Below are 18,627 nucleotides of genomic sequence, written 5' to 3'. Positions count from 1 at the left end.
ACAAAAAAACACCGCAATTGAAGCGATGTCTGGCGATCCTAAGCTCTATTGTGCAGCTCCATGTATTCAGTGGGCGAAAATCCTGTATATTTTTTAAACAGTTTAATAAAATAACTGGCGTTTGCGTAGCCCACTTGCACGGCTGCCTCCGAAACCTTTAGCGCTTTGGTACTCAGCAGGTTCATCGCCTGCTCTAACCTTACTTGCATCAGGTACTCGTTGAAATTCAACCCCGTTTCCTTTTTAAAAAGCTCGCTGAAATAGTTCCGACTCAAGTGAACATGGTCGGCCACTTGCTGAAGCGAAAGCTCCTCTGAAAAGTGGCTTTGAATAAAATCGCAGGCATTCTGGACGGCTTCTCCATATTTGCGCCGATGCAGCTCAATCCACTGCACAATGGTGTCAACCATGTTCTCCGTCCAACCTCTAAGCTCTCGAAAAGTTTTCAGCCGCATCACTTCCATGTGCGCTTCGCTATACAACAGATCAAGCTTAGCAGCCGGCACTTGATACGCTCTTGCTTTATTCACCATGGCATAGGTTAGCTCAAGGGATAGTGCCCTAGCTTGTTTGGCGTTCAGTGCTTTATGTTCCGTCATTTCGTTCATGAACTGCCTGCAAGCTTCTGATACCTCTCGAATTTGGCCCATGTCCAAGAATCGATGAAAGGAATCCGGCACAGGGATCGTGTCCGCTTGACCGCCAGAACTTGGAGACTGGCAAAAAACGATGCTGCGATCCTCGTAAAACAAAGGCAGGTGGAGCGATTCCAACGCCTCTCTGGCTTGTTCCGGCAGGAAGGAAAGGCGGCTGTACGTCGTACTGATGCTAATCGCTGAATGTAGACCGATAAATTTCCGCAAATTTTCCGTTACCCGGTTGGCCAGCAGCAGCAAGGACTCCCTTTGCGATTTCATGCTCGTGCTCTTGATATTGACCAGCAGCATCACCACATTTTCCTCATAGAGAAAAGAACAGCCATTGCCGGCTTCATTCATCAAAGTCTCGTTGACGATATTGGTGACCGCAAGGATTCGCAAATCTTCCTCTTGAATTTTCAGCTCCGAGCTCGGAAGCAAACCTAACGCAAGTACCGTCAAGTTTCTCTCGGTTACTCCCGTTCCGAACAGCACCATTTTATCGTGAAAATCATTCAGTTCCTGTTGATTTCCTTGCAGCAGCTCCTTGAAATACGCCGTGCGAAGCGCCAGTTGGTTCTGATTCAGCAGACTGCGAAGCGAGTTCATTTCGACCAGCTTACTATGGTCCAGTTCAATATCCTTTCCGATCTTAAGCAGGACCTCGTCCAAACCCTGAAGCGTAATTTCCGCTTTAAGGATGTATTCACTTGCTCCGAATTTAAGTGCCTCGGCTGCGAACTGAAACTCATTATAGGAGCTGAAAATGACCACCCGGATTCTCGGCATTTCCTCCTTCAAACGCTTAATCAGTTCAATGCCGTTCATCCCCGGCATTTTGATATCCGTCACGACCAAATCAACATGCTGCGACTGACAAAAATCTAACGCCTCAAGACCATTGGCGGCCTCTCCGGCAATGTGGTAACGCTCACCGAGCCTAGCCACGGTCATTTGAAACCATTCCCGAAAGATCGGTTCATCATCCACGATGAGAATATTCATTATTCATTCATCTCCTTCCACTTATACCATGCTGGAATAAGAACCAATACCTTCGTTCCCAATCCCGGCTCCGATTCCACCGCTAGCCCATATTTCGCGCCGTAATACAATTGAATTCGCTCATGTACATTCCGCAATCCGCCTCGATGGGCGGCTTGTCCCTCTCCGGAATGCTCGTCTAAAAATACACCGGCTTTACCAGTTGATTCCATCCCAACACCGTCATCTCTAATTTCAAACTGGATGTCTCCCTCATGCAGCTTCCCTGTGATCCAAAGAGTTCTCTTCCCGAGCTTCGGCTCCAGCCCATGGAAAATCGCATTCTCGACCAACGGCTGCAGGATGAGTTTGATCGTTTTGAACGGCATAATGTCGTCATCAAGGTCGTAGTGCACCTCCAGTTTATCTCCCTGCCGGATTTGCTGGATGTACATATAATTGCGCAGCATGCTGATTTCTTCTTCGATCGGTATTAACTCGTCATGCTTGGAGATTGATTGTTTCAGCAGCTTCACCAGCGCCACAATAACCGAATCGACTTTGTCGCTGCTGTGCTTGTGCAGCATGAATCGTATCGAAGTTAGCGTATTATACAGAAAATGCGGATTAATTTGCGATTGCAGCGCCTGAAGCTCGGCATGCCTTTTTTGCTGCTGCTCAACGGTAATCCCTTGCATCAGCTCATTCAATCTGGCCACCATTTGATTAAATTTCCGCGTCAGCAAACCAATTTCATCATCCTGATGAATCGGAGTCCGCACCGATAAATCTCCCGTTTCTACGCGAGTGAAATCGCGATACAGCCGTTTGATCGGAATAGCAAGTCGTTTGGCTATCACATACGATGCACCGATGGAGAGAAGAACAACAATCATAAAAACAATAGAGACAATGAATTGAATTTGATTTAAACTGCTAAGAACAACTTTGGTCGGTGTATACGAAACCAGCTTCCAACCCGTTTTGCCGATTGTCTGAAAAGAAATCAATTGCTCTGTATCATTCTCACGATCAATGAAATAACCCGATTCATACTGCTGAATTTTCCAGTAATACGAACGGTCCTTCACATTGCTTTGTATCTTTCCATTTGCCTGGGAAGAGATCACACGGCCATCGTCACCGATGATCACAATTTCCCGCTGCTCGTCCAGCGCACTTTCATATAAGCTTCTTATGGTGGTTGCGTTTACACTAATCATGACAAGTCCGGTAGGAGCGCCGGTTTCAAAACGGTTACTGATCCTTACCGCGTGAAAAGTGCTCCGCCCCCCGTCCTCTGTCGGCATAAGCCCAGGGATCGGCTCCGTAATCCAGAGAATGCGGCCCTTAGCCTCGGCAGCCATTTTGAACCAAGGTTCGTTTACAATATCTCGCATTCGGATGTTTTTATATAGCGGATTCGTGGACTGCTCCAGTCCATTCAAGCCAAGAAGCGTAACATGATATTGGAGCTTTCCGAAGGAATAAATCGAGTTCGTCAGCAGCCTGTCAAAAGCCGCGCGAAGATGTGCTTCTTCATAGCTGTTTTCCATAATTTCCGTCGTAAAAGCATGGTTGATCTCGTCATTGAGATAAAACGTATTGGAAACCGCGATGACATCATCCAGCAGCATATCCGTCTTCTCTGCAATCTGGCCCAATGTTTTGAGATTGGACTGGCTCACTTGCGATTCAATCGAACTTTTGGAAATTTGCAGCGTAATGAAGCCAAAGATGCCTAACGGAACAAGGATGAGACATATTGTCGATATAAGAAATTTATTTTGAATGCTGCTTCGATGGATGAACCATTTGCTTAGCATCGTCGACCTCCTCGTTCATGACCTGCGTATCATTATCATTACCTGTTGCCATTACCTGATGATACACGATAACACGTGCGTATCAAATACTTTTATAGGATGGGCACGAAAAAATCCTCTGCTCTTCAGATGAGCAAAGGATCTGTTAGCCATTTATTGAGCTAGTGAACGCAGCTTTTTTTTCGCTCGATGCAGCTTTGACTTAACCGCGCTGACCGTCGTATTCTGATACACTGCAAGCTGTTCATAGGTCAGCCCATGTTCATAGACTAACAAAAGCGACTGCTGAAACTGAGGTTCTAATGCTGAGATTTGCTCATGAATAGACTTCGTTTCCATGTGATCTGGTGCCTCAGCTTCTGCCGCTATGGCAATCGACTCCATTTTATCATGTGATGTCTCCAACGATTTAAGCCGTTTGCGATAAAAATCAATCGCCGTGTTTCTAGTAATTGTGAAAAGCCAAGATGCCTTCTTTTCCTCCACCTTGAGCGAGTTGAAATACCGGAATACCTTCAAGAACGTTTCCTGCACCGCATCCTGAGCCAGAAAGTGGTCTTTCAATACCGAATAGGCAAAACAATAAACATCTGTATAGTATTGCTCATATAGAGCATTAAAAGCCGCGTCATCTCTCATCATTCGATTACTCTCCCTGTTCATTTCTCTCTTCTATTTATAAAACAAGGATGTCATGAGCACTTTTCTAACTTGTAAACAAGTTGTTTCTAAAAGGGAAAACCCGTAAGACTGAACGACTTTCTAAAACTTAAAGGGAATTCAGTGAACGGTTCACCAGAGGGAACTGGAGTCCGCTATTTTGCGAAAAACGAGCTGATTTCACTTGAAACGGAACTACAGGGCTTTATTTGGCTTTCGCGGGCCATTTTCATGTGAAATCCACTGAAATAAGTGACCGTAGTTCCCCTCGCTTGTGGAAAAGTGCCCATTTGGCAGAAATAGAGCCCTGTAGTTCCCCTTGGTCACTCCCAGCTGCCGCCACTCAGCCCAAAAAGGCCAACCGCAAAGTTGGCCTTTACTCACATCGTATATCACTCTTAGTTAACGCCGATTACTCCTGCTATTTGCTGCAATTGTTCATCTTTTTTCTAAGTAACTGGATTGCCAGGCGTTAATTTTGCCGATTTTACCCAAATTCGCATTCTATCGATGATTTAGATTGAGTTTCTACAGTTATTTCTTTGCCCTGCTGCTAAGCAGCACAGATTAACAGTAGATCTTCCATCTAAGTTAACCTTGGTGGATCATCCACACAAAGGAACGATACCATTTTTCGATTGAATTGATGCGGATGTTTACCTTACGTGCTGCTTAAAGCATATTCCGTTCCCAAAAGATGTGAAAAAACGGAAGTATGAGCATACCGCTCACACTTCCGTTTTTCACCTGAACCCTTTTACTCCTCAAATATACGCGTCAACAAAGCGCCTAGCTCCTGCATCGCTTGCTCCTCTTGCTCGCCATCCACTTCCAAAGTCACTTCGTCATTCTGCTGAATGCCGAGCGTCAGCATACTAAGCGAGCTTTTGCCGTTGACCTTCTTCTCACCTTTAATGACACTTACTTTGCAGGGAAACGTCCCCACCTTTTGAACGAATACTTTAGTCGGGCGGGCATGGAAGCCGGATGGATTCAACACCGTAAAAGTTTGAGATATCATGCTAGATCACTCCTTGTCTTCTGTTCTACAAACTGTTTGATTTGGGCTTGGCTGCTCATCGCCAGAATTTGCTGGGTATAGCCGGCCCATTCTTGTTGTGAGGTCTTTTTGATCAAAGCTCTCGCTGGTAAAATCGAGCTGGCACTCATGCTGAATTCATGAAGTCCCATGCCGAGTAAAATCGGGATTGCGTGCTCATCTCCAGCCATTTCGCCACACATGCCCACCCACTTACCTTCCTTGCTCGCAGCTTGGATGACCATTTGGATTAAGCGAAGAATGGCCGGATGACAAGGTTGATATAAGTAAGAAACGGTTTCATTCATCCGATCCGCAGCCATCGTATATTGAATGAGGTCATTGGTTCCAATACTGAAGAAATCGGCCTCTTTCGCCAATGAATCAGCTGCTATCGCCGCTGCAGGCACTTCAATCATAATCCCAACTTCAATGTTATCGGACACAGGGATTCCTTCTTGTAAAAGCTTCTCTTTCTCTTCCTGCAGCAATTGTTTGGCAGCTAACAGCTCATCCATGACAGCAATCATAGGGAACATGATTTTCAATTGTCCATAACTGCTTGCTCTCAGAAGTGCTCGAAGCTGCGTACGAAACAGGTCCTCTTGGCTCAAGCATAACCGTACCGCACGTAACCCAAGAAATGGATTGCTTTCAACTGGCAGCTTCATGTATGGCAGTTCTTTGTCTCCGCCAATATCAAGGGTGCGAATGACGACAGGTTTGTTGTCCATCCGCTCCAAAACATGTTTATAAATCTGAAACTGCTCTTCTTCACTTGGCAGCGCGCTACGCCCCATATAGAGGAATTCGGTTCGAAATAATCCGATTCCTTCCGCTCCATTAGCGAGTACTTTTTGCAAATCTTCCACACTGCCAATATTGGCAGCCAACTCTACACGATGATCATCCGAAGAAACAGTCGGCTCATTGATCAGCTTGCGCAGTTCGGCTCTTCTCTCGTCATACGAAGCTTTACGCGTTTGATACGCTTCAACCTCTTGATCGCTTGGTGCGACGAGCACCACACCTTCAACCGCATCCAGGATCAGCATCGTACCTGTCGCGATATCCTTGGCCTCTTCACCTGCACCAACAACAGCAGGCACTTCCAGGGAACGAGCCATGATGGCGGAATGAGAGGTACGGCTGCCAACCTCGGTCACAAAACCAAGCACATAATCAAGATTTAATTGTGCCGTATCAGAAGGCGTCAAATCATCAGCGATCAGAATACATGGCTCATTAATAGCCGTAATCGCTGCATAGGAAACACCGCGAAGCTTGCTCATGATTCGCCCGGTGACGTCACGAACATCAGCCGCGCGCTCACGAAGCAGCTCATTATCCATCGAGCTGAGCACTTCAATAAAGCTGCTTGCAACTTCATGAAGCTTGAATTCCGCATTCATGCTTTCATCTTTAATGCTATCTATAATGGCATCTATATAGTCAGGATCTTCTAGAAGCATCAAGTGTGCTTCGAAAATTTCCGCTTTTGCCGCACCCATTCGCTGCTCAGTCAAATCTTTAAGCTCTTCCAATTCTTGTTTGGTTTCTTCCACAGCTTTACAAAAACGAAGGACCTCCTGATCCTTGTCGGCCACTTCCACAGCCACAGCCTCGTATTGCTCCTTATTTAATCGAAAAGCTTTGGCCAGCGCAATGCCCGGGGAAGCAGCTATGCCGGTTAGACGTTTGGTCATCATGTTCGCCATGAGGTAACTCCCCTTTCTTAAGAAGCAACGGATTGTTTGAATTGTTCGTAATGTGTTCGAATCAGCTGATGAATGGGGTGTTCTTCCCCAATCGTTGTATACTTGGTAATCGTCCCAGCAAGGCCCATGTCTCGCAAATCCGCTTGAATTTGGACAGCTTCAGGATCCGCAGGATCTTGAAACAAGAAGGCAGCGGCCATGACCATGGCAAGATAAGTAGGAGTCATCCCTAACTCATACCCTTGCAGAGCGGGTCTAACCAATCGGTCATTGACCGATAATTTACGAATCGGTGATCTTCCTACACGCGCTACATCATCGATCAAGTAGGGGTTCGTAAATCTTTGCAAGATTTTATCGATGTAGATCTCATGCTGCGCAAGCTCAAAATCATGCTTTTTAATCAAGATCGAACCCGTCTCGTGCATAACGTGCCTAACTAATGAAGCAATTTGCGGATTAGCCATCGCCTCTTGAATCGTTGCATACCCTTGCAAATAGCCAAGATAGGCAGTGCTGCAATGACCCGTATTAACGGTAAAAAGTTTGCGTTCAATATATGGTTCTAGTGTCTTCACATAATGAACGCCGGCAATGCGAGTGAAGCCTTCCAGCATTTGCGACTCATCAACAACCCATTCGTAAAAAGGTTCTACTGTGACTTCAAGCGGGTCCTCGTTATGCTGAATAGGAACGATTCGATCCACAGCGGCATCGGGAAAGGCAACGGCCGTTTCGGCTTTCGCACGCAGCTCTTCACTTAACAAAGCATACACGTGTTCTTTAAGCTGCGAACTACCGCCAATCGCATTCTCACACGCGATGATGTGCAGCGGCGCGGCTCCCCTAGCGATTCTTCGCTCGATCCCTTTGGCAATTCCGCCTGCAATATGCTTCAGAATATTGACGCCAACCGCTGTTGTCACAAGATCAGCCTGTGCAACGGCTTCAGCTACATCCTCCAGATTTTTGCCGTTGATCGCTGTAACACCAGAAACCGTGAAAGTCTCTTGCGCTTCATTCGCCAAACGCACTGTATACGTTTTTCTTTCCTGCAGCAGCTCCACCAAGGTATCGTTGACATCTGAGAAGATAACTTCATAACCGGCTTGTGACAAAAGCAGTCCGATGAAGCCTCTTCCGATGTTACCCGCTCCAAAATGTACAGCCTTCATCATTCCATCCCGCTTTCGAAAATCTTCACCATCGCTTCAGGTGTAGAAGCTTGCATGATTTGCTCGATGTTCTCATCTTCCGAGCAGATCATCGCGACATTGGTCAATATATCCAGATGATCATTGCCTGCGGCAGCAATCCCGATTACCAAATTGGCCGTCTCTCCGTCACCAAAGTCTACACCGTCCGGAATTTGAACAATGGACAGCCCCGTAGAAAGGATCAATGATTTGGAATCCTGTGTGCCGTGTGGAATGGCCAATCCATTGCCCATAAATGTCGATAAGGTTTGCTCTCTTTCGATCATTTTATCGATATAACCGGCTGAAGCATGACCTGCATCTACCAGCAATTGACCCGCCAATCGAATGGCCTCGAATTTGTCTTTAGGTTTCGCGTTCAATTTTACTTTATTGGTTGATAAGATACTCATCGTAGATCTCTCCCCATATCCGATTTATTTTTTATTCTCTAGAAAAGCTGCTAACTCTTGGGATAAAAAGTGCTTAATCTCTGACTGGCTGCCTGATTTCAACAGTTCAATCATTTCAGGGATGAGCAGGAAAGAGCTGATTTCGCTTAGCACTTCCAAACTCTCCTTGGAGAGCTCCTGCGGACCGAGCATAAGCAGCATTTGCCTCACGCCGGATTTTTTTCCGCTTTCTAACGGCAAGTCATCCGCTAATCGAAACAAAGTAAAGGAAGGCTTTTTCACCTGTTCACTTCGGATATGAAAGAGCGCAAGACCCGTGTCAGGAATCACTTGACTGCTCAACTTCTCCCTCGCAAGCAGCAGCTCAACGATTGGTTTTACATCGTCAATGACCCCGGATCTACTGACATAGCTGCATATATCCTGCAAGGCTTCTTCCAAGTCTTCATAGCTTTGCTCAATGTGAAACACTGTAAATTGATCAATGATGCTTACAATTTCATTAATATAAAACTGGATGCGATGCAAACGATCTCTTGATCCTGCCTCCAGGTGCATGGAAATCGGTTCACCTGATTCTTTTTGTAAAGTCACATTTTGAATAAAAAGCCTTAGCCGTTCCGCCTCATCTTTCGTCAATAACGGACTGAGCTTCATGTATTGATCGGAAGGAAGCGGAAGGTCCACTGTCGATATGATTAAGTCGTAGTCCTTCTTAGGGATACGCGCAGCTTCAAACCAGGAAGCATTGCCGATAATATTTATTTGTGGGAGCTCTTTCGTTAGGCGTACAGCCAACATTTTCGAAGTTCCTATGCCGCTTGTGCAAACCAGAATGGCTCTTACATTTCGCTTAAATTGTTTCTGCCTCTCGATGGAGGCACCGAAATGCATGACCAGGAACCCGATTTCTTCGTCCGGTATGGCAATTTCACTGATGGTCGTATCGACAGCTTCCCGAATGGCTTCGAACAGGACTTCATAATCTTTTTTGATTTGAGTCAAAAGCGGATTGCGAATCGTAGCTCCCGCCAATAACCGCTTAATCGCGGACTCCAGATGGCTCAGCAGCCCATCTTTCAAGGAACGGTCATCGCTGAACGGGACGCCTAGATTTCTTTCCATTCTGCGAATCAGCTTCCATACCATTTCCATGTAACTCAACTCATCGATCGGAAGCAGTAAATTGGCATGAGGTTCAGAAGTAGGTTCCAACAGCTCAGCAATATACGAGATTTCAGCTGGAGTTAACTGGATTGGAATTTCTTCGGTCAGGTGATCAATGGTATGGGTAAGCAGTTTGCTAGGACGCGCCGAGTGATGATCACTATTCGCCTCGATCGGTCTGCCCATCTGAATTCTGGCAATCGTTATTGAGAGGGAGATAAGTAAATTGGTATACTCTTCCTCCGAGATTTCGCTTAAGCCCTCATCTTCAGCCAGCCAAAGCGCTTCTTCCACTTTCGTAAAATTCTCTTTTCCTATCAGCTTCAAAAGCTTTTGCGCTAACGGTGAATGTTGGCTCTCATTTTTTCCAAAGAGATCAGACTCATCAAGCCCGTTTCTCGCCAGGTGTAAGATCATCCTCCGTTTGTTAGCTTCTGTGCCGCTCAACTCAACGCCGTAACCCCTTTTGCGAACGAGGGTGAGATTAGACCGATTAACCCAGCTATCCAACTCATCCAGATCATTCGTAATGGTTGGAATCGTGACAGCCAACTCATGCGACAATGTAAAAAGCTTAACGGGTTCCTCCTCCTGAAGCAGCAGGCACAGCAGCAGCATCCTTCGTTCTTCAGCCGAATACGCCACATTCACCCTGCCATCAAGGAGATATCTCAACGCCTCCAATTTCTCCGGCTCCGCTAGAAGCTGAATCCCTTTTCCCGATTTCTTACGCAGCGCTATGCCGAGATTCCCCAGAACAGTCTCCAACTCAGACAATTCTCTATGAACCGTTCTAGTGCTTACATTAATCTCAGCAGCTATTTCTCCTGCCGTAATGTCATCCCTTTGCTTCATTAACAGCTCAAGGATCTGCCGATGCCTGTTTGAGAGGCTCATAATTATTCTCCTCACGAACAAAATGGAGATAACGCCGGCAAGATGCCAGCGTTAGATACTTATATTTAGCCCAATCGTTTCACAAGCTCATCATATTCCGGGCTTTTCATGAAATTATCAATCGAAATATGTTCAGCTTGCGGTGCTTTGTTTCGTGCGCGGTCCGTCAAGGATTTATGCGTAATCACGATGTCAGCATCGGATGGGATATCATTGATTGCGGTATTGATGACGTTGATATTGATACTGGCTTCTTTCATTTTCTTTCTTAAAATAGAAGCTCCCATCGCGCTTGATCCCATCCCGGCATCACAGGAGAAAACAATTTTCTGCACATTGTTGGCAGACTTCGTTACAGGAACATCTACACGCTCTGCTGCCGCTGCAGCTGGAGCTTGCTTCATTTCTTTCATTCTGGCTTTAGCCTGATCCAAATCTTCGCTTTCTGTTTGCTTCGTTGTTTTCAACAAGAGAGCGCCTACTGCGAAAGAAACGATCGTAGAAGTGATTACGCCGCTGAAAATCGGCAGCATACCGCCTTTTGGAGCCATCGCGATGTAAGCAAAGATACTTCCCGGTGAAGGAGGCGCAACCAGACCCGCATTGAAAAGAGAGAACGTGAACGTACCTGTCACACCACCTGCAATCACCGCTAGAATAAGACGTGGATTCATCAGGATGTATGGGAAATAGATTTCATGGATACCGCCGAAAAAGTGAATGATAGCAGAACCTGGAGCGGAAAGTTTCGCTGCACCGCGTCCAACAATCCAGTAAGCCAGCAGAATACCAAGTCCTGGACCAGGATTGGACTCTAGCATGAATAAAATCGACTTGCCTGTTTTGGATGCTTGATCAAGCGCAATCGGGCTCAGAACGCCGTGGTTAATCGCGTTGTTCAAGAACAATACCTTACCTGGTTCGATCAGAATATTGGCCAGTGGAAGCAAACCTGCATTAACTAACGCTTGAACTCCGGAAGCAAGTCCTTTACTCACGACTTGAACGGCAGGGCCGACAACCGTGTAAGCCAGAACGGCTAGGATGGCTCCTATGATGCCTGATGAGAAATTGTTTACAAGCATCTCGAAACCGGACTTGATTTTACCCTCAATCGACTTATCGAACTGCTTCAGTACCCACGCGGCGAAAGGACCTACGATCATTGCCCCCATAAACATCGGAATATCCGTCCCGATGACAACCCCCATCGTGGTTACTGCCCCAATGACACCCCCTCGTGTGCCGTGGATCATCGTCCCTCCCGTATACCCAATCAAGAGCGGAAGAAGATAAGTTATCATTGGACCTACGAGCTTCGCCAAATATTCATTTGGAATCCAGCCCGTCGGAATAAATAAAGCTGTAATCAATCCCCAAGCGATAAACGCCCCGATATTAGGCATCACCATGCCGCTTAAGAAACGACCGAAACTTTGCACTTTCACCCGGAATCCGCCGGATGATGCTTGCTTTTGTGCAGCAATTTCACTCATTAGAATAACCTCCCTTTGTCTGTTTCATGATCTTATCGTAATGCAAAAACGCTTTCATGTTCAATCAAATCAAAATCCCTTTTCGTCATGAATAATGTTGACATCATTTAAACCTGCTATTACAGCAATCCCTGTTAACATGCAAAAGACAGCCGATTGATCACCGGCTGCCTCCTCATTATGATCGATTTACTTAAGTCCAAAACCCATGCCATATACGCCAGGAAACTCTATTTCTTTCCCTAGCTTCTTAGCAGCTTCTAACGTCCAATACGGATTTCTTAACATCCCGCGGCCCACACCCACGAGATCTGCATCCTCGTTGCCAATTACGGAATTCGCTAACGCCGCATCGTCCAACCGTCCCACGGCAATCACCGGTACATTCAGCGCATTCCTGATTTCTCTTGCCATAGGTACTTGATACGCCACATGGGTGCCCGGTCTTCCGTGCGCAAGAATCGGCCCTTCTCCACCGGAGCTGATATGAAACATGTCCACACCTGCTTCCTTATACACTTTGGAAAAGGCAATACTTTCTGTAAGCCCATAACCGCCATCCACGTATTCTCTTGCCGAAATACGCATCAAAAGCGGCATGTCATCAGGCATCACACTCTTGACGGCTCGAATAACCTGCTGACCGAACAATGGCAAATCTTTACCGTATTCATCCGTGCGTTTGTTTGTATACTCAGACTGGAACTGGTGAATCAAATAGCCGTGAGCTCCGTGAATTTCAATCGTATCTACACCAGCCTTGATCGCACGCTCGGCAGCCAGACGATACTTGTCCACCATCTGCTTGACTTCGTCCGTAGTCAATGCGCGTGGTGTTTTGTAAGTCTCCGTCTCATCGAAGGCAATAGCGGACGGCGCTACAGGAACTTCTGCGTGTTCCGCTTTACGTCCCGCATGAGCAATCTGAATGCCCACTTTTGCCCCGTATTGGTGAACGGCATCAACAATTCGCTTCAATGGTGCGATCTGTTCGTCAGACCATAACCCAAGGTCAAAATCAGTGATTCGGCCATCCGGCTCAATATCCGTCATCTCAATGATGATAAGTCCCGCCCCGCCAATCGCGCGGCTAAGATAGTGATTATAATGCCAATCGTTTACGACTCCGTCATTATTCCTCACTGCATATTGACACATTGGCGGCATGACGACACGATTTTTCAGTTCCAAACCTTTCAGCTTGAAGGGTGTAAATAAATGGTCCATTTTTTGTTCCTCCAATCGTTATATGAACGAATTAGTCCTCGCTATTTTTAAAACCATAACCAGTAGCATAACCATCAAACATAGCAATATCCCAGTACGAATGCGTCCCCCATCGTTGGATATATTACCAGGGCTCCACGTAATCTTACGTAAATAATTTGTTCCCGAAATGCAAAAGATCATCTTAGCATTTCGTCGTGTTTGCCGTATCCATACTGTAACATCTTAGAGCTTCGAATCGAACTACCGATAAGTTAGGTGAGGAATAACCAAAGGTTATGGGGGATGGACGTGAAGATCGAATGGTTAGAAGCCTTCCGGCAGACGGCTGAAACGAAGAGTTTAACGAAAGCTAGTGATATTCTGCATATTAGTCAGCCCGCCTTAAGCAAACAAATTCGCACCCTGGAGGATGAATTAGGAGCACAATTATTGGTGCGTTCCTCCACTGGCGTAACGCTGACGCGATCCGGCCAGATTTTACTTGAAAGAAGCAAGAACATTATGAACGAACTGAATGATCTGAGAAGAGAGATTGCGCTAACTCAAGACGAGGGCAAAGTTGATCTTGTCATTGGATCATGGCCCAGCGTTGCAACGATGTTTTTGCCAAACCATATGGCGGCAAATCAACAGGAAGATACCAAAATGGCAATCAAAATCAGGGTGTTTTACAGCTTTTTTGACCTGATAAAAAATATAGAAAATGGCACCATCGATGCTGCCCTATTTGATGACAGAGGCGTCCAACATCATTTTCATTCGACCCCCGTTTTTAAAGAAAACTTCTTCTTATTTGTGAATGCCAATCATCCCTTATTTGGTCATAAAGAAAACGTATCCTTTCATGAAATAAAGGACGACCCCTTTGTTATGCTGCCTGAGGGATGCGATGTCAGGATGTTGGTGGAAAAGGAATTTTCAACTAGAGGAGAAACGTTACATATCGCGTTAGAAATTGAGTTGGGACAAAGCATCCTTGGTTTTGTACAAGCCAATCTGGGCATAACCATTTTGCCTGAAATCTTCATTAACCAAACGAATGATTCGATTAAAGCAATCCCGATTACAGATTTCAGATTAACCCGTCAAATCTCTGTCGTTACCCGTGAAAAATCAATAAGCAAGCAATTATTAACTTTATTTAATGCGAGTTCGAAGCCAAATGAACATCTCCCGGTTCATCCCTGATATCCTCCGAAACACGCTGAATAAATTCATTAATGACGAGCACATGTTTATGTTTGGATTTAAAACCAATGAATATTTCATTATGAACCTTCAAATCTTCGAAAATGATTTTCCATCTTGGATTTGTCCCATTCTGATGCTTCAAAACATGCGTTGGGAGCAGACTCATCCCCGCCCCTTCCTCAACGGCCTTCAGAATTAAATGCATGCTAGGGATAACATGGGCTGGATTAATGAGTGGTCCTTTTTTGAAAAAATCTTTCCAATATCTTCTTATAATAGGAAGTTCCAGGCCATAGCTGATCCACTTTTGTTCGGAGAGCCATCGTTCCTTCTCCTTCAAAAGCGTGAAATCCGGCACGGCCGTCTCCATCGGTGCAACAATGACAAAGCTCTCCTCCATAAGCCGCACATATTCGATTCCGGGCGTTAAGAATCTTTGATTGGTTAAAATAAGATCCACACGTTCTTCTTTTAAAAGTTCGAGCAGTTGCTCCGCGTCTCCAAAGTACGTTGTCGTATCCAATTTCAATCTCGATAAATGCGGCAATATATTCTCAGTGAACAACTCCGGGGTTGCACCGATTTTGATTGGATTCATGCTTGGTGATAAATGCAATTTTAAGCCCATTGTCTTTTCCTCTAACGACTCAATTAGGGGCGCTAGATGAGAATACAGCTGCTTTCCTCGTTCGGTCGGTACCATTTTGCGTGAAGTTCGAATGAACAACGGTTCACCGACTTCCGATTCAAGGCAGGCGAGGTGCTGACTCAATGCGGGCTGGGTCATGATCCGCGTCTTAGCGGCCTCCGATACGGAATTATGCTTAAAAATGGCAATAAAGCTTCTGTACCATTCAAAATCGACCATGGCCACTCCTTCCTCTTTTATCAAAGAATCATGTAACGCACATCTGGCAAAAAAGCCACATGTTGTCATTGTAAGTTTTTCTCACATACACAACAAATTAGAAAATAAAGACTCGTAAATAAATTTATTTATATACAGGTCAATTAATTGACTGCTGTAGCCATACCGTAACATGATGAATGCGAGATTAGAACTATCATTAAGTTTGGAATGCATAACAAAAAGTTATGGCTCATGCTCCTTCACTCCTTGCCAGGTTGGGACTGCAACGCTACAAATTCAGCGCTACTGTGACACTAAGCATAGGGGCATCTCATACGAACGTGAAGTTGGTCAACGAAACACCCTAGAGGATCTACAGGCCACTATTCTAGCAAATTCAGCCGCTTACACGTTCAAGCGGAACTGCAAGACCTTATTTGACCGCCTCATCCCGTTTTCTCTAAGAAAACGGACAAATAGCGCCCCACAGTTCCTCTCCACGCGAAAAAGAGCCTATTTCGATGAATTAGCGGCCCGTAGTTCCCCTGCCAGGGACGAGTCGCTCAAAAGCTTACTCCAAATCATCGACTTGATTTAAGGAACCTCTTGATCTCACACAGGCGCAGAATCTCTTTATAGCGACTGGCTTCAGAGAGTGCGGTTGGAGAAGTAAATCAAAGAAAATAAGGCTATCTCTCTGGTCGTATAAACCTTCGAGACAGCCCCATTTTTCAATAAATTACAAAGAATTTCTCAAGATTTTTCGGACATCCTCATTCGTAAGAGGAACATAGTTACCTATTTGATCGGCGAGCATAGCTCTTTCCGTCATTAACTCAATTTCCTTATCATCAATGCCATAGTCTGACAGCTTCGTAGGCGCTCCAATGGATGTCCAAAATTTCACGAGCGACTCGATCGCTTCCGCTGCCAGTTGCGTATCCGTTTTTCCTGCTGGATCCAAATCGAATACACGCACACCCAACTGCGCAACTTTCTCTGGACGTACAGCCGCGACATGTTCCATCCAGCGTGGGAAAAGAATCGCGAGGCCGCCGCCGTGCGGGATATCATGGACAGCCGATACGGCATGTTCAATGTAATGCGTTGCCCAATCGGTTTTAACCCCCATTGCGGTTAGTCCGTTCAAGGCCAATGTGCCATTCAATAACATGACTTCGCGATATTCGTAATTGTCCAAGTCGTTCACGAGCTTTGGTGCCGTCTCGATGACGGTGTGAAGAATCGCTTCACCGATTCTTTCTTGAAGAGGTGCATTGCTCGAGGCATGGAAATACTGTTCGAAGACATGGGACATAATATCAACAATGCCGTATACCGTTTGATCACGTGGTACTGTGAAGGTAAGCTCAGGATCCAAAATACTGAATCTTGGATAGACATGAATGGAGTTAAACGATTTTTTCTCATTCTCTTCCCAATTCGTAATGACGGAATTTCCGTTCATCTCGGAACCTGTTGCCGCTAACGTTAGAACGGCGCCAATCGGAACAGAGTTTGATGAAGCTTTCGCCTTCTTAAGCACGAAATCCCATACGTCTCCATCGTACGGCACGCCCGCGGCAATTGCTTTTGCACAATCGAGCACACTGCCGCCACCAACGGCGAGAATGAAATCAAGCTGATTTTCTCTTATCAGGTTAATCCCTTTTTTGACGGTCGTTAGTCGCGGGTTCGGCTCAACGCCTCCTAACTCAACAACTGTAGCGTCGATTTCTTTCAGTTCCTGAATAACCTTATCGTAAAGGCCGCTCTTTTTGATACTGCCGCCACCATACAATAGCAAAATACGTTTACCATAAGCGGGAATTTCTTTTTTCAAACTGCTTAATTGACCTTTTCCAAATAGAAGCTTAGTCGGATTATAAAACTCAAATTTATCCATCGTCGCTGTTACCCCTCTCGAATGTGAAGTGAGTTTCTGCCAATTATACGCTCAAATCGACATAAAACGGCGGTGTTACGCCTAGCATGCGGGCATATACGAAGAGTTGTCCTTTATGATGGGCCTCATGTCCAATTAAACGATGAAGCACTTCTACGATTGGTTCTACATTTTCAAAAATGGTTGCGTCTTGTTGTAAATCTGATTCTGAATAAGAGGCAAGTTTTTGTTCGTGTTTGACGGTTAACTGCTGAAGAAGCTCACGAGCTTCCGAAATGGTCGACGGAACGGGTGGGACGATCATATCCCGCGATTCAATAGCGGCAAAAAAGAAATCCGGCGTCATCGCAAGATGATGGATAAGTTCAATTGTCGTCATCCCGCCGTCCCATGGACGCCATGTCCCTCCTGATTCTGGCAATAGCGCTACAAGTTCTTGCAAGGCATTGCGGTGCATTTTCCAACGTTTCATTACTTGTTGAGTAGTTGTAAGTTCATTTTTCATTGTATATAGCCCCCTGATTATTTAGTGAGTTGACGAATGACTTCCTTAGCGGCACTTTCCGCAGATTGTGGGTTTTGACTTGTAATGAGATTGCCGTCCACTTGAAAGTTATCTGTCCAATTCGGCGCTAAGACGATATTAGCTCCCAATTCGCGAAGCCGTGTTTCTAGTAAAAACGGCATGTATTTATCTAAAGTCGTTTCTCTTTCTTCCTCATCGGTGAACGCCGCGATCGTTTTTCCTGCTACGAGAGGCGTACCATCTGACAGTCTCACGCCGACAAGTGCTGCTGGGCCATGACAAACAGCGGCAACAATTTTACCGGATTCATACATCGTACGGATTATGGTTTGCAGCACCTCGTTATCTGGCATGTCGAACATCGTTCCATGTCCACCCGGGATGAAAATAGCATCGTAAGAATGAATGTCGTTCACATTTTCCAGCTTCATAGTGTCTTTCAGGTATTTAGCCATATCTAACATCTCTTGAGGAGCACCTTCCAGACTTCTATGATCTAGAGGAACCTTCCCACCTAGTGGGCTTGCTATCGTAACTTCATATCCTTTATTGTTAAAAGCGAGGTATGGCTCTACAAATTCTGACAACCATAATCCTGTTCGCTCATTCTCATTTATTTGATCGGCAGTTGTGACTACCATTAGAATACGTTTGGTCATTGGAAATCCCCCTTTTCGTCCATGCAGCTGACTTACGAAAGATATTATTGCCTCTGAGACGCTTATTACACATCATAAAAACCGAATGTGATGATATTTTTTTATATCAGCAGCTGCATTCGCCTTTTGTTTTGGCGGTAAACATACTTTAACACCTTGGCACTGTGGATTGTACTACAGGTAAGTTGGGGGCGACATAATGAAAAGTTATGGGGTCAGATAGGAGAGCAA

General features: G+C 45.5%; 15 protein-coding genes. 1 reads left to right on the top strand and 14 read right to left on the bottom strand.

Going from position 1 to position 18,627, the window contains the following annotated elements; genetic code table 11:
- Nucleotides 1-38: 38 nt before the first annotated feature.
- The 10 genes from ACKTT9_RS12175 to ACKTT9_RS12130 form a co-directional block, all read right to left on the bottom strand.
- The gene (locus ACKTT9_RS12175) at nt 39-1,643 is read right to left on the bottom strand and encodes a response regulator (RefSeq protein ID WP_407871772.1); all 1,605 of its coding nucleotides are present in this window, start codon (nt 1,641-1,643) and stop codon (nt 39-41) included.
- Complete coding sequence (locus ACKTT9_RS12170) at nt 1,643-3,448, bottom strand: sensor histidine kinase (RefSeq protein WP_407871771.1); 1,806 nt, start codon at nt 3,446-3,448, stop codon at nt 1,643-1,645. Before ACKTT9_RS12170 ends, ACKTT9_RS12175 begins: the two co-directional genes overlap by 1 nt.
- Nucleotides 3,449-3,601: 153 nt before the next feature.
- On the bottom strand, nt 3,602-4,090 hold the full coding sequence (locus tag ACKTT9_RS12165; RefSeq protein ID WP_407871770.1) for an RNA polymerase sigma factor: 489 nt from the start codon (nt 4,088-4,090) through the stop codon (nt 3,602-3,604).
- A 775-nt stretch (nt 4,091-4,865) separates the two neighbouring features.
- A complete protein-coding gene (locus tag ACKTT9_RS12160; protein ID WP_127449032.1) occupies nt 4,866-5,129 on the bottom strand; it encodes an HPr family phosphocarrier protein in 264 nt (87 codons plus the stop codon).
- On the bottom strand, nt 5,126-6,853 hold the full coding sequence (gene ptsP / locus ACKTT9_RS12155; RefSeq protein ID WP_407873020.1) for a phosphoenolpyruvate--protein phosphotransferase: 1,728 nt from the start codon (nt 6,851-6,853) through the stop codon (nt 5,126-5,128). Before ptsP ends, ACKTT9_RS12160 begins: the two co-directional genes overlap by 4 nt.
- A 29-nt stretch (nt 6,854-6,882) precedes the next feature.
- Nucleotides 6,883-8,040 (bottom strand): mannitol-1-phosphate 5-dehydrogenase, encoded by a 1,158-nt coding sequence (locus ACKTT9_RS12150; protein WP_407873019.1) that lies wholly within the window; start codon nt 8,038-8,040, stop codon nt 6,883-6,885.
- Entirely contained in the window at nt 8,040-8,474 is a 435-nt protein-coding gene (locus tag ACKTT9_RS12145) for a PTS sugar transporter subunit IIA (protein ID WP_407871769.1), read from the bottom strand. The genes ACKTT9_RS12150 and ACKTT9_RS12145 overlap by 1 nt, the downstream gene beginning before the upstream one ends.
- Before the next feature lie 24 nt (nt 8,475-8,498).
- Nucleotides 8,499-10,538: a BglG family transcription antiterminator gene (locus ACKTT9_RS12140; protein ID WP_407871768.1), complete on the bottom strand. Its 2,040-nt coding sequence runs from the start codon at nt 10,536-10,538 to the stop codon at nt 8,499-8,501.
- A 65-nt stretch (nt 10,539-10,603) separates the two neighbouring features.
- Nucleotides 10,604-12,034 carry a PTS mannitol transporter subunit IICB gene (locus ACKTT9_RS12135; RefSeq protein ID WP_407871767.1) on the bottom strand — a complete coding sequence of 477 codons (1,431 nt, stop codon included), beginning with the start codon at nt 12,032-12,034 and terminating at the stop codon, nt 10,604-10,606.
- A gap of 189 nt (nt 12,035-12,223) precedes the next feature.
- Nucleotides 12,224-13,261, bottom strand: a complete 1,038-nt coding sequence (locus ACKTT9_RS12130; RefSeq protein ID WP_407871766.1) for an NADH:flavin oxidoreductase/NADH oxidase — start codon at nt 13,259-13,261, stop codon at nt 12,224-12,226.
- A gap of 291 nt (nt 13,262-13,552) precedes the next feature.
- Here ACKTT9_RS12130 and ACKTT9_RS12125 point away from each other — a divergent pair, with 291 nt between their 5' ends.
- Complete coding sequence (locus ACKTT9_RS12125) at nt 13,553-14,452, top strand: LysR family transcriptional regulator (protein ID WP_407871765.1); 900 nt, start codon at nt 13,553-13,555, stop codon at nt 14,450-14,452.
- On the opposite strand, the gene ACKTT9_RS12120 is transcribed toward ACKTT9_RS12125, so the two are convergent.
- The 4 genes from ACKTT9_RS12120 to ACKTT9_RS12105 all read right to left on the bottom strand — a co-directional run bounded on the left by ACKTT9_RS12120 (nt 14,406) and on the right by ACKTT9_RS12105 (nt 18,396).
- Nucleotides 14,406-15,323, bottom strand: coding sequence for a LysR family transcriptional regulator (locus ACKTT9_RS12120; RefSeq protein ID WP_407871764.1), 918 nt, complete (start codon nt 15,321-15,323; stop codon nt 14,406-14,408). The genes ACKTT9_RS12125 and ACKTT9_RS12120 overlap by 47 nt on opposite strands.
- A 721-nt stretch (nt 15,324-16,044) precedes the next feature.
- Complete coding sequence (locus tag ACKTT9_RS12115; protein WP_407871763.1) at nt 16,045-17,211, bottom strand: iron-containing alcohol dehydrogenase; 1,167 nt, start codon at nt 17,209-17,211, stop codon at nt 16,045-16,047.
- A gap of 43 nt (nt 17,212-17,254) precedes the next feature.
- Nucleotides 17,255-17,716, bottom strand: coding sequence for a DinB family protein (locus ACKTT9_RS12110; RefSeq protein WP_407871762.1), 462 nt, complete (start codon nt 17,714-17,716; stop codon nt 17,255-17,257).
- Between the two features lie 17 nt (nt 17,717-17,733).
- Entirely contained in the window at nt 17,734-18,396 is a 663-nt protein-coding gene (locus ACKTT9_RS12105; protein ID WP_407871761.1) for a type 1 glutamine amidotransferase domain-containing protein, read from the bottom strand.
- Between the last annotated feature and the right edge of the window lie 231 nt (nt 18,397-18,627).

The sequence above is a fragment of the Paenibacillus sp. P36 genome, from assembly GCF_045866505.1.
Taxonomy (GTDB): domain Bacteria; phylum Bacillota; class Bacilli; order Paenibacillales; family NBRC-103111; genus Paenibacillus_E; species Paenibacillus_E chondroitinus.
This window is presented reverse-complemented; position numbering and strand designations above follow the sequence as displayed.

What these genes read in the sequence shown, in the direction of transcription:
- ACKTT9_RS12175 (WP_407871772.1), bottom strand. Translation starts at nt 1,643, where the DNA reads ATGAATATTCTCATCGTGGATGATGAACCGATCTTTCGGGAATGGTTT.
- ACKTT9_RS12170 (WP_407871771.1), bottom strand. Translation starts at nt 3,448, where the DNA reads ATGCTAAGCAAATGGTTCATCCATCGAAGCAGCATTCAAAATAAATTT.
- ACKTT9_RS12165 (WP_407871770.1), bottom strand. Translation starts at nt 4,090, where the DNA reads ATGATGAGAGATGACGCGGCTTTTAATGCTCTATATGAGCAATACTAT.
- ACKTT9_RS12160 (WP_127449032.1), bottom strand. Translation starts at nt 5,129, where the DNA reads ATGATATCTCAAACTTTTACGGTGTTGAATCCATCCGGCTTCCATGCC.
- ptsP (WP_407873020.1), bottom strand. Translation starts at nt 6,853, where the DNA reads ATGACCAAACGTCTAACCGGCATAGCTGCTTCCCCGGGCATTGCGCTG.
- ACKTT9_RS12150 (WP_407873019.1), bottom strand. Translation starts at nt 8,040, where the DNA reads ATGAAGGCTGTACATTTTGGAGCGGGTAACATCGGAAGAGGCTTCATC.
- ACKTT9_RS12145 (WP_407871769.1), bottom strand. Translation starts at nt 8,474, where the DNA reads ATGAGTATCTTATCAACCAATAAAGTAAAATTGAACGCGAAACCTAAA.
- ACKTT9_RS12140 (WP_407871768.1), bottom strand. Translation starts at nt 10,538, where the DNA reads ATGAGCCTCTCAAACAGGCATCGGCAGATCCTTGAGCTGTTAATGAAG.
- ACKTT9_RS12135 (WP_407871767.1), bottom strand. Translation starts at nt 12,034, where the DNA reads ATGAGTGAAATTGCTGCACAAAAGCAAGCATCATCCGGCGGATTCCGG.
- ACKTT9_RS12130 (WP_407871766.1), bottom strand. Translation starts at nt 13,261, where the DNA reads ATGGACCATTTATTTACACCCTTCAAGCTGAAAGGTTTGGAACTGAAA.
- ACKTT9_RS12120 (WP_407871764.1), bottom strand. Translation starts at nt 15,323, where the DNA reads ATGGTCGATTTTGAATGGTACAGAAGCTTTATTGCCATTTTTAAGCAT.
- ACKTT9_RS12115 (WP_407871763.1), bottom strand. Translation starts at nt 17,211, where the DNA reads ATGGATAAATTTGAGTTTTATAATCCGACTAAGCTTCTATTTGGAAAA.
- ACKTT9_RS12110 (WP_407871762.1), bottom strand. Translation starts at nt 17,716, where the DNA reads ATGAAAAATGAACTTACAACTACTCAACAAGTAATGAAACGTTGGAAA.
- ACKTT9_RS12105 (WP_407871761.1), bottom strand. Translation starts at nt 18,396, where the DNA reads ATGACCAAACGTATTCTAATGGTAGTCACAACTGCCGATCAAATAAAT.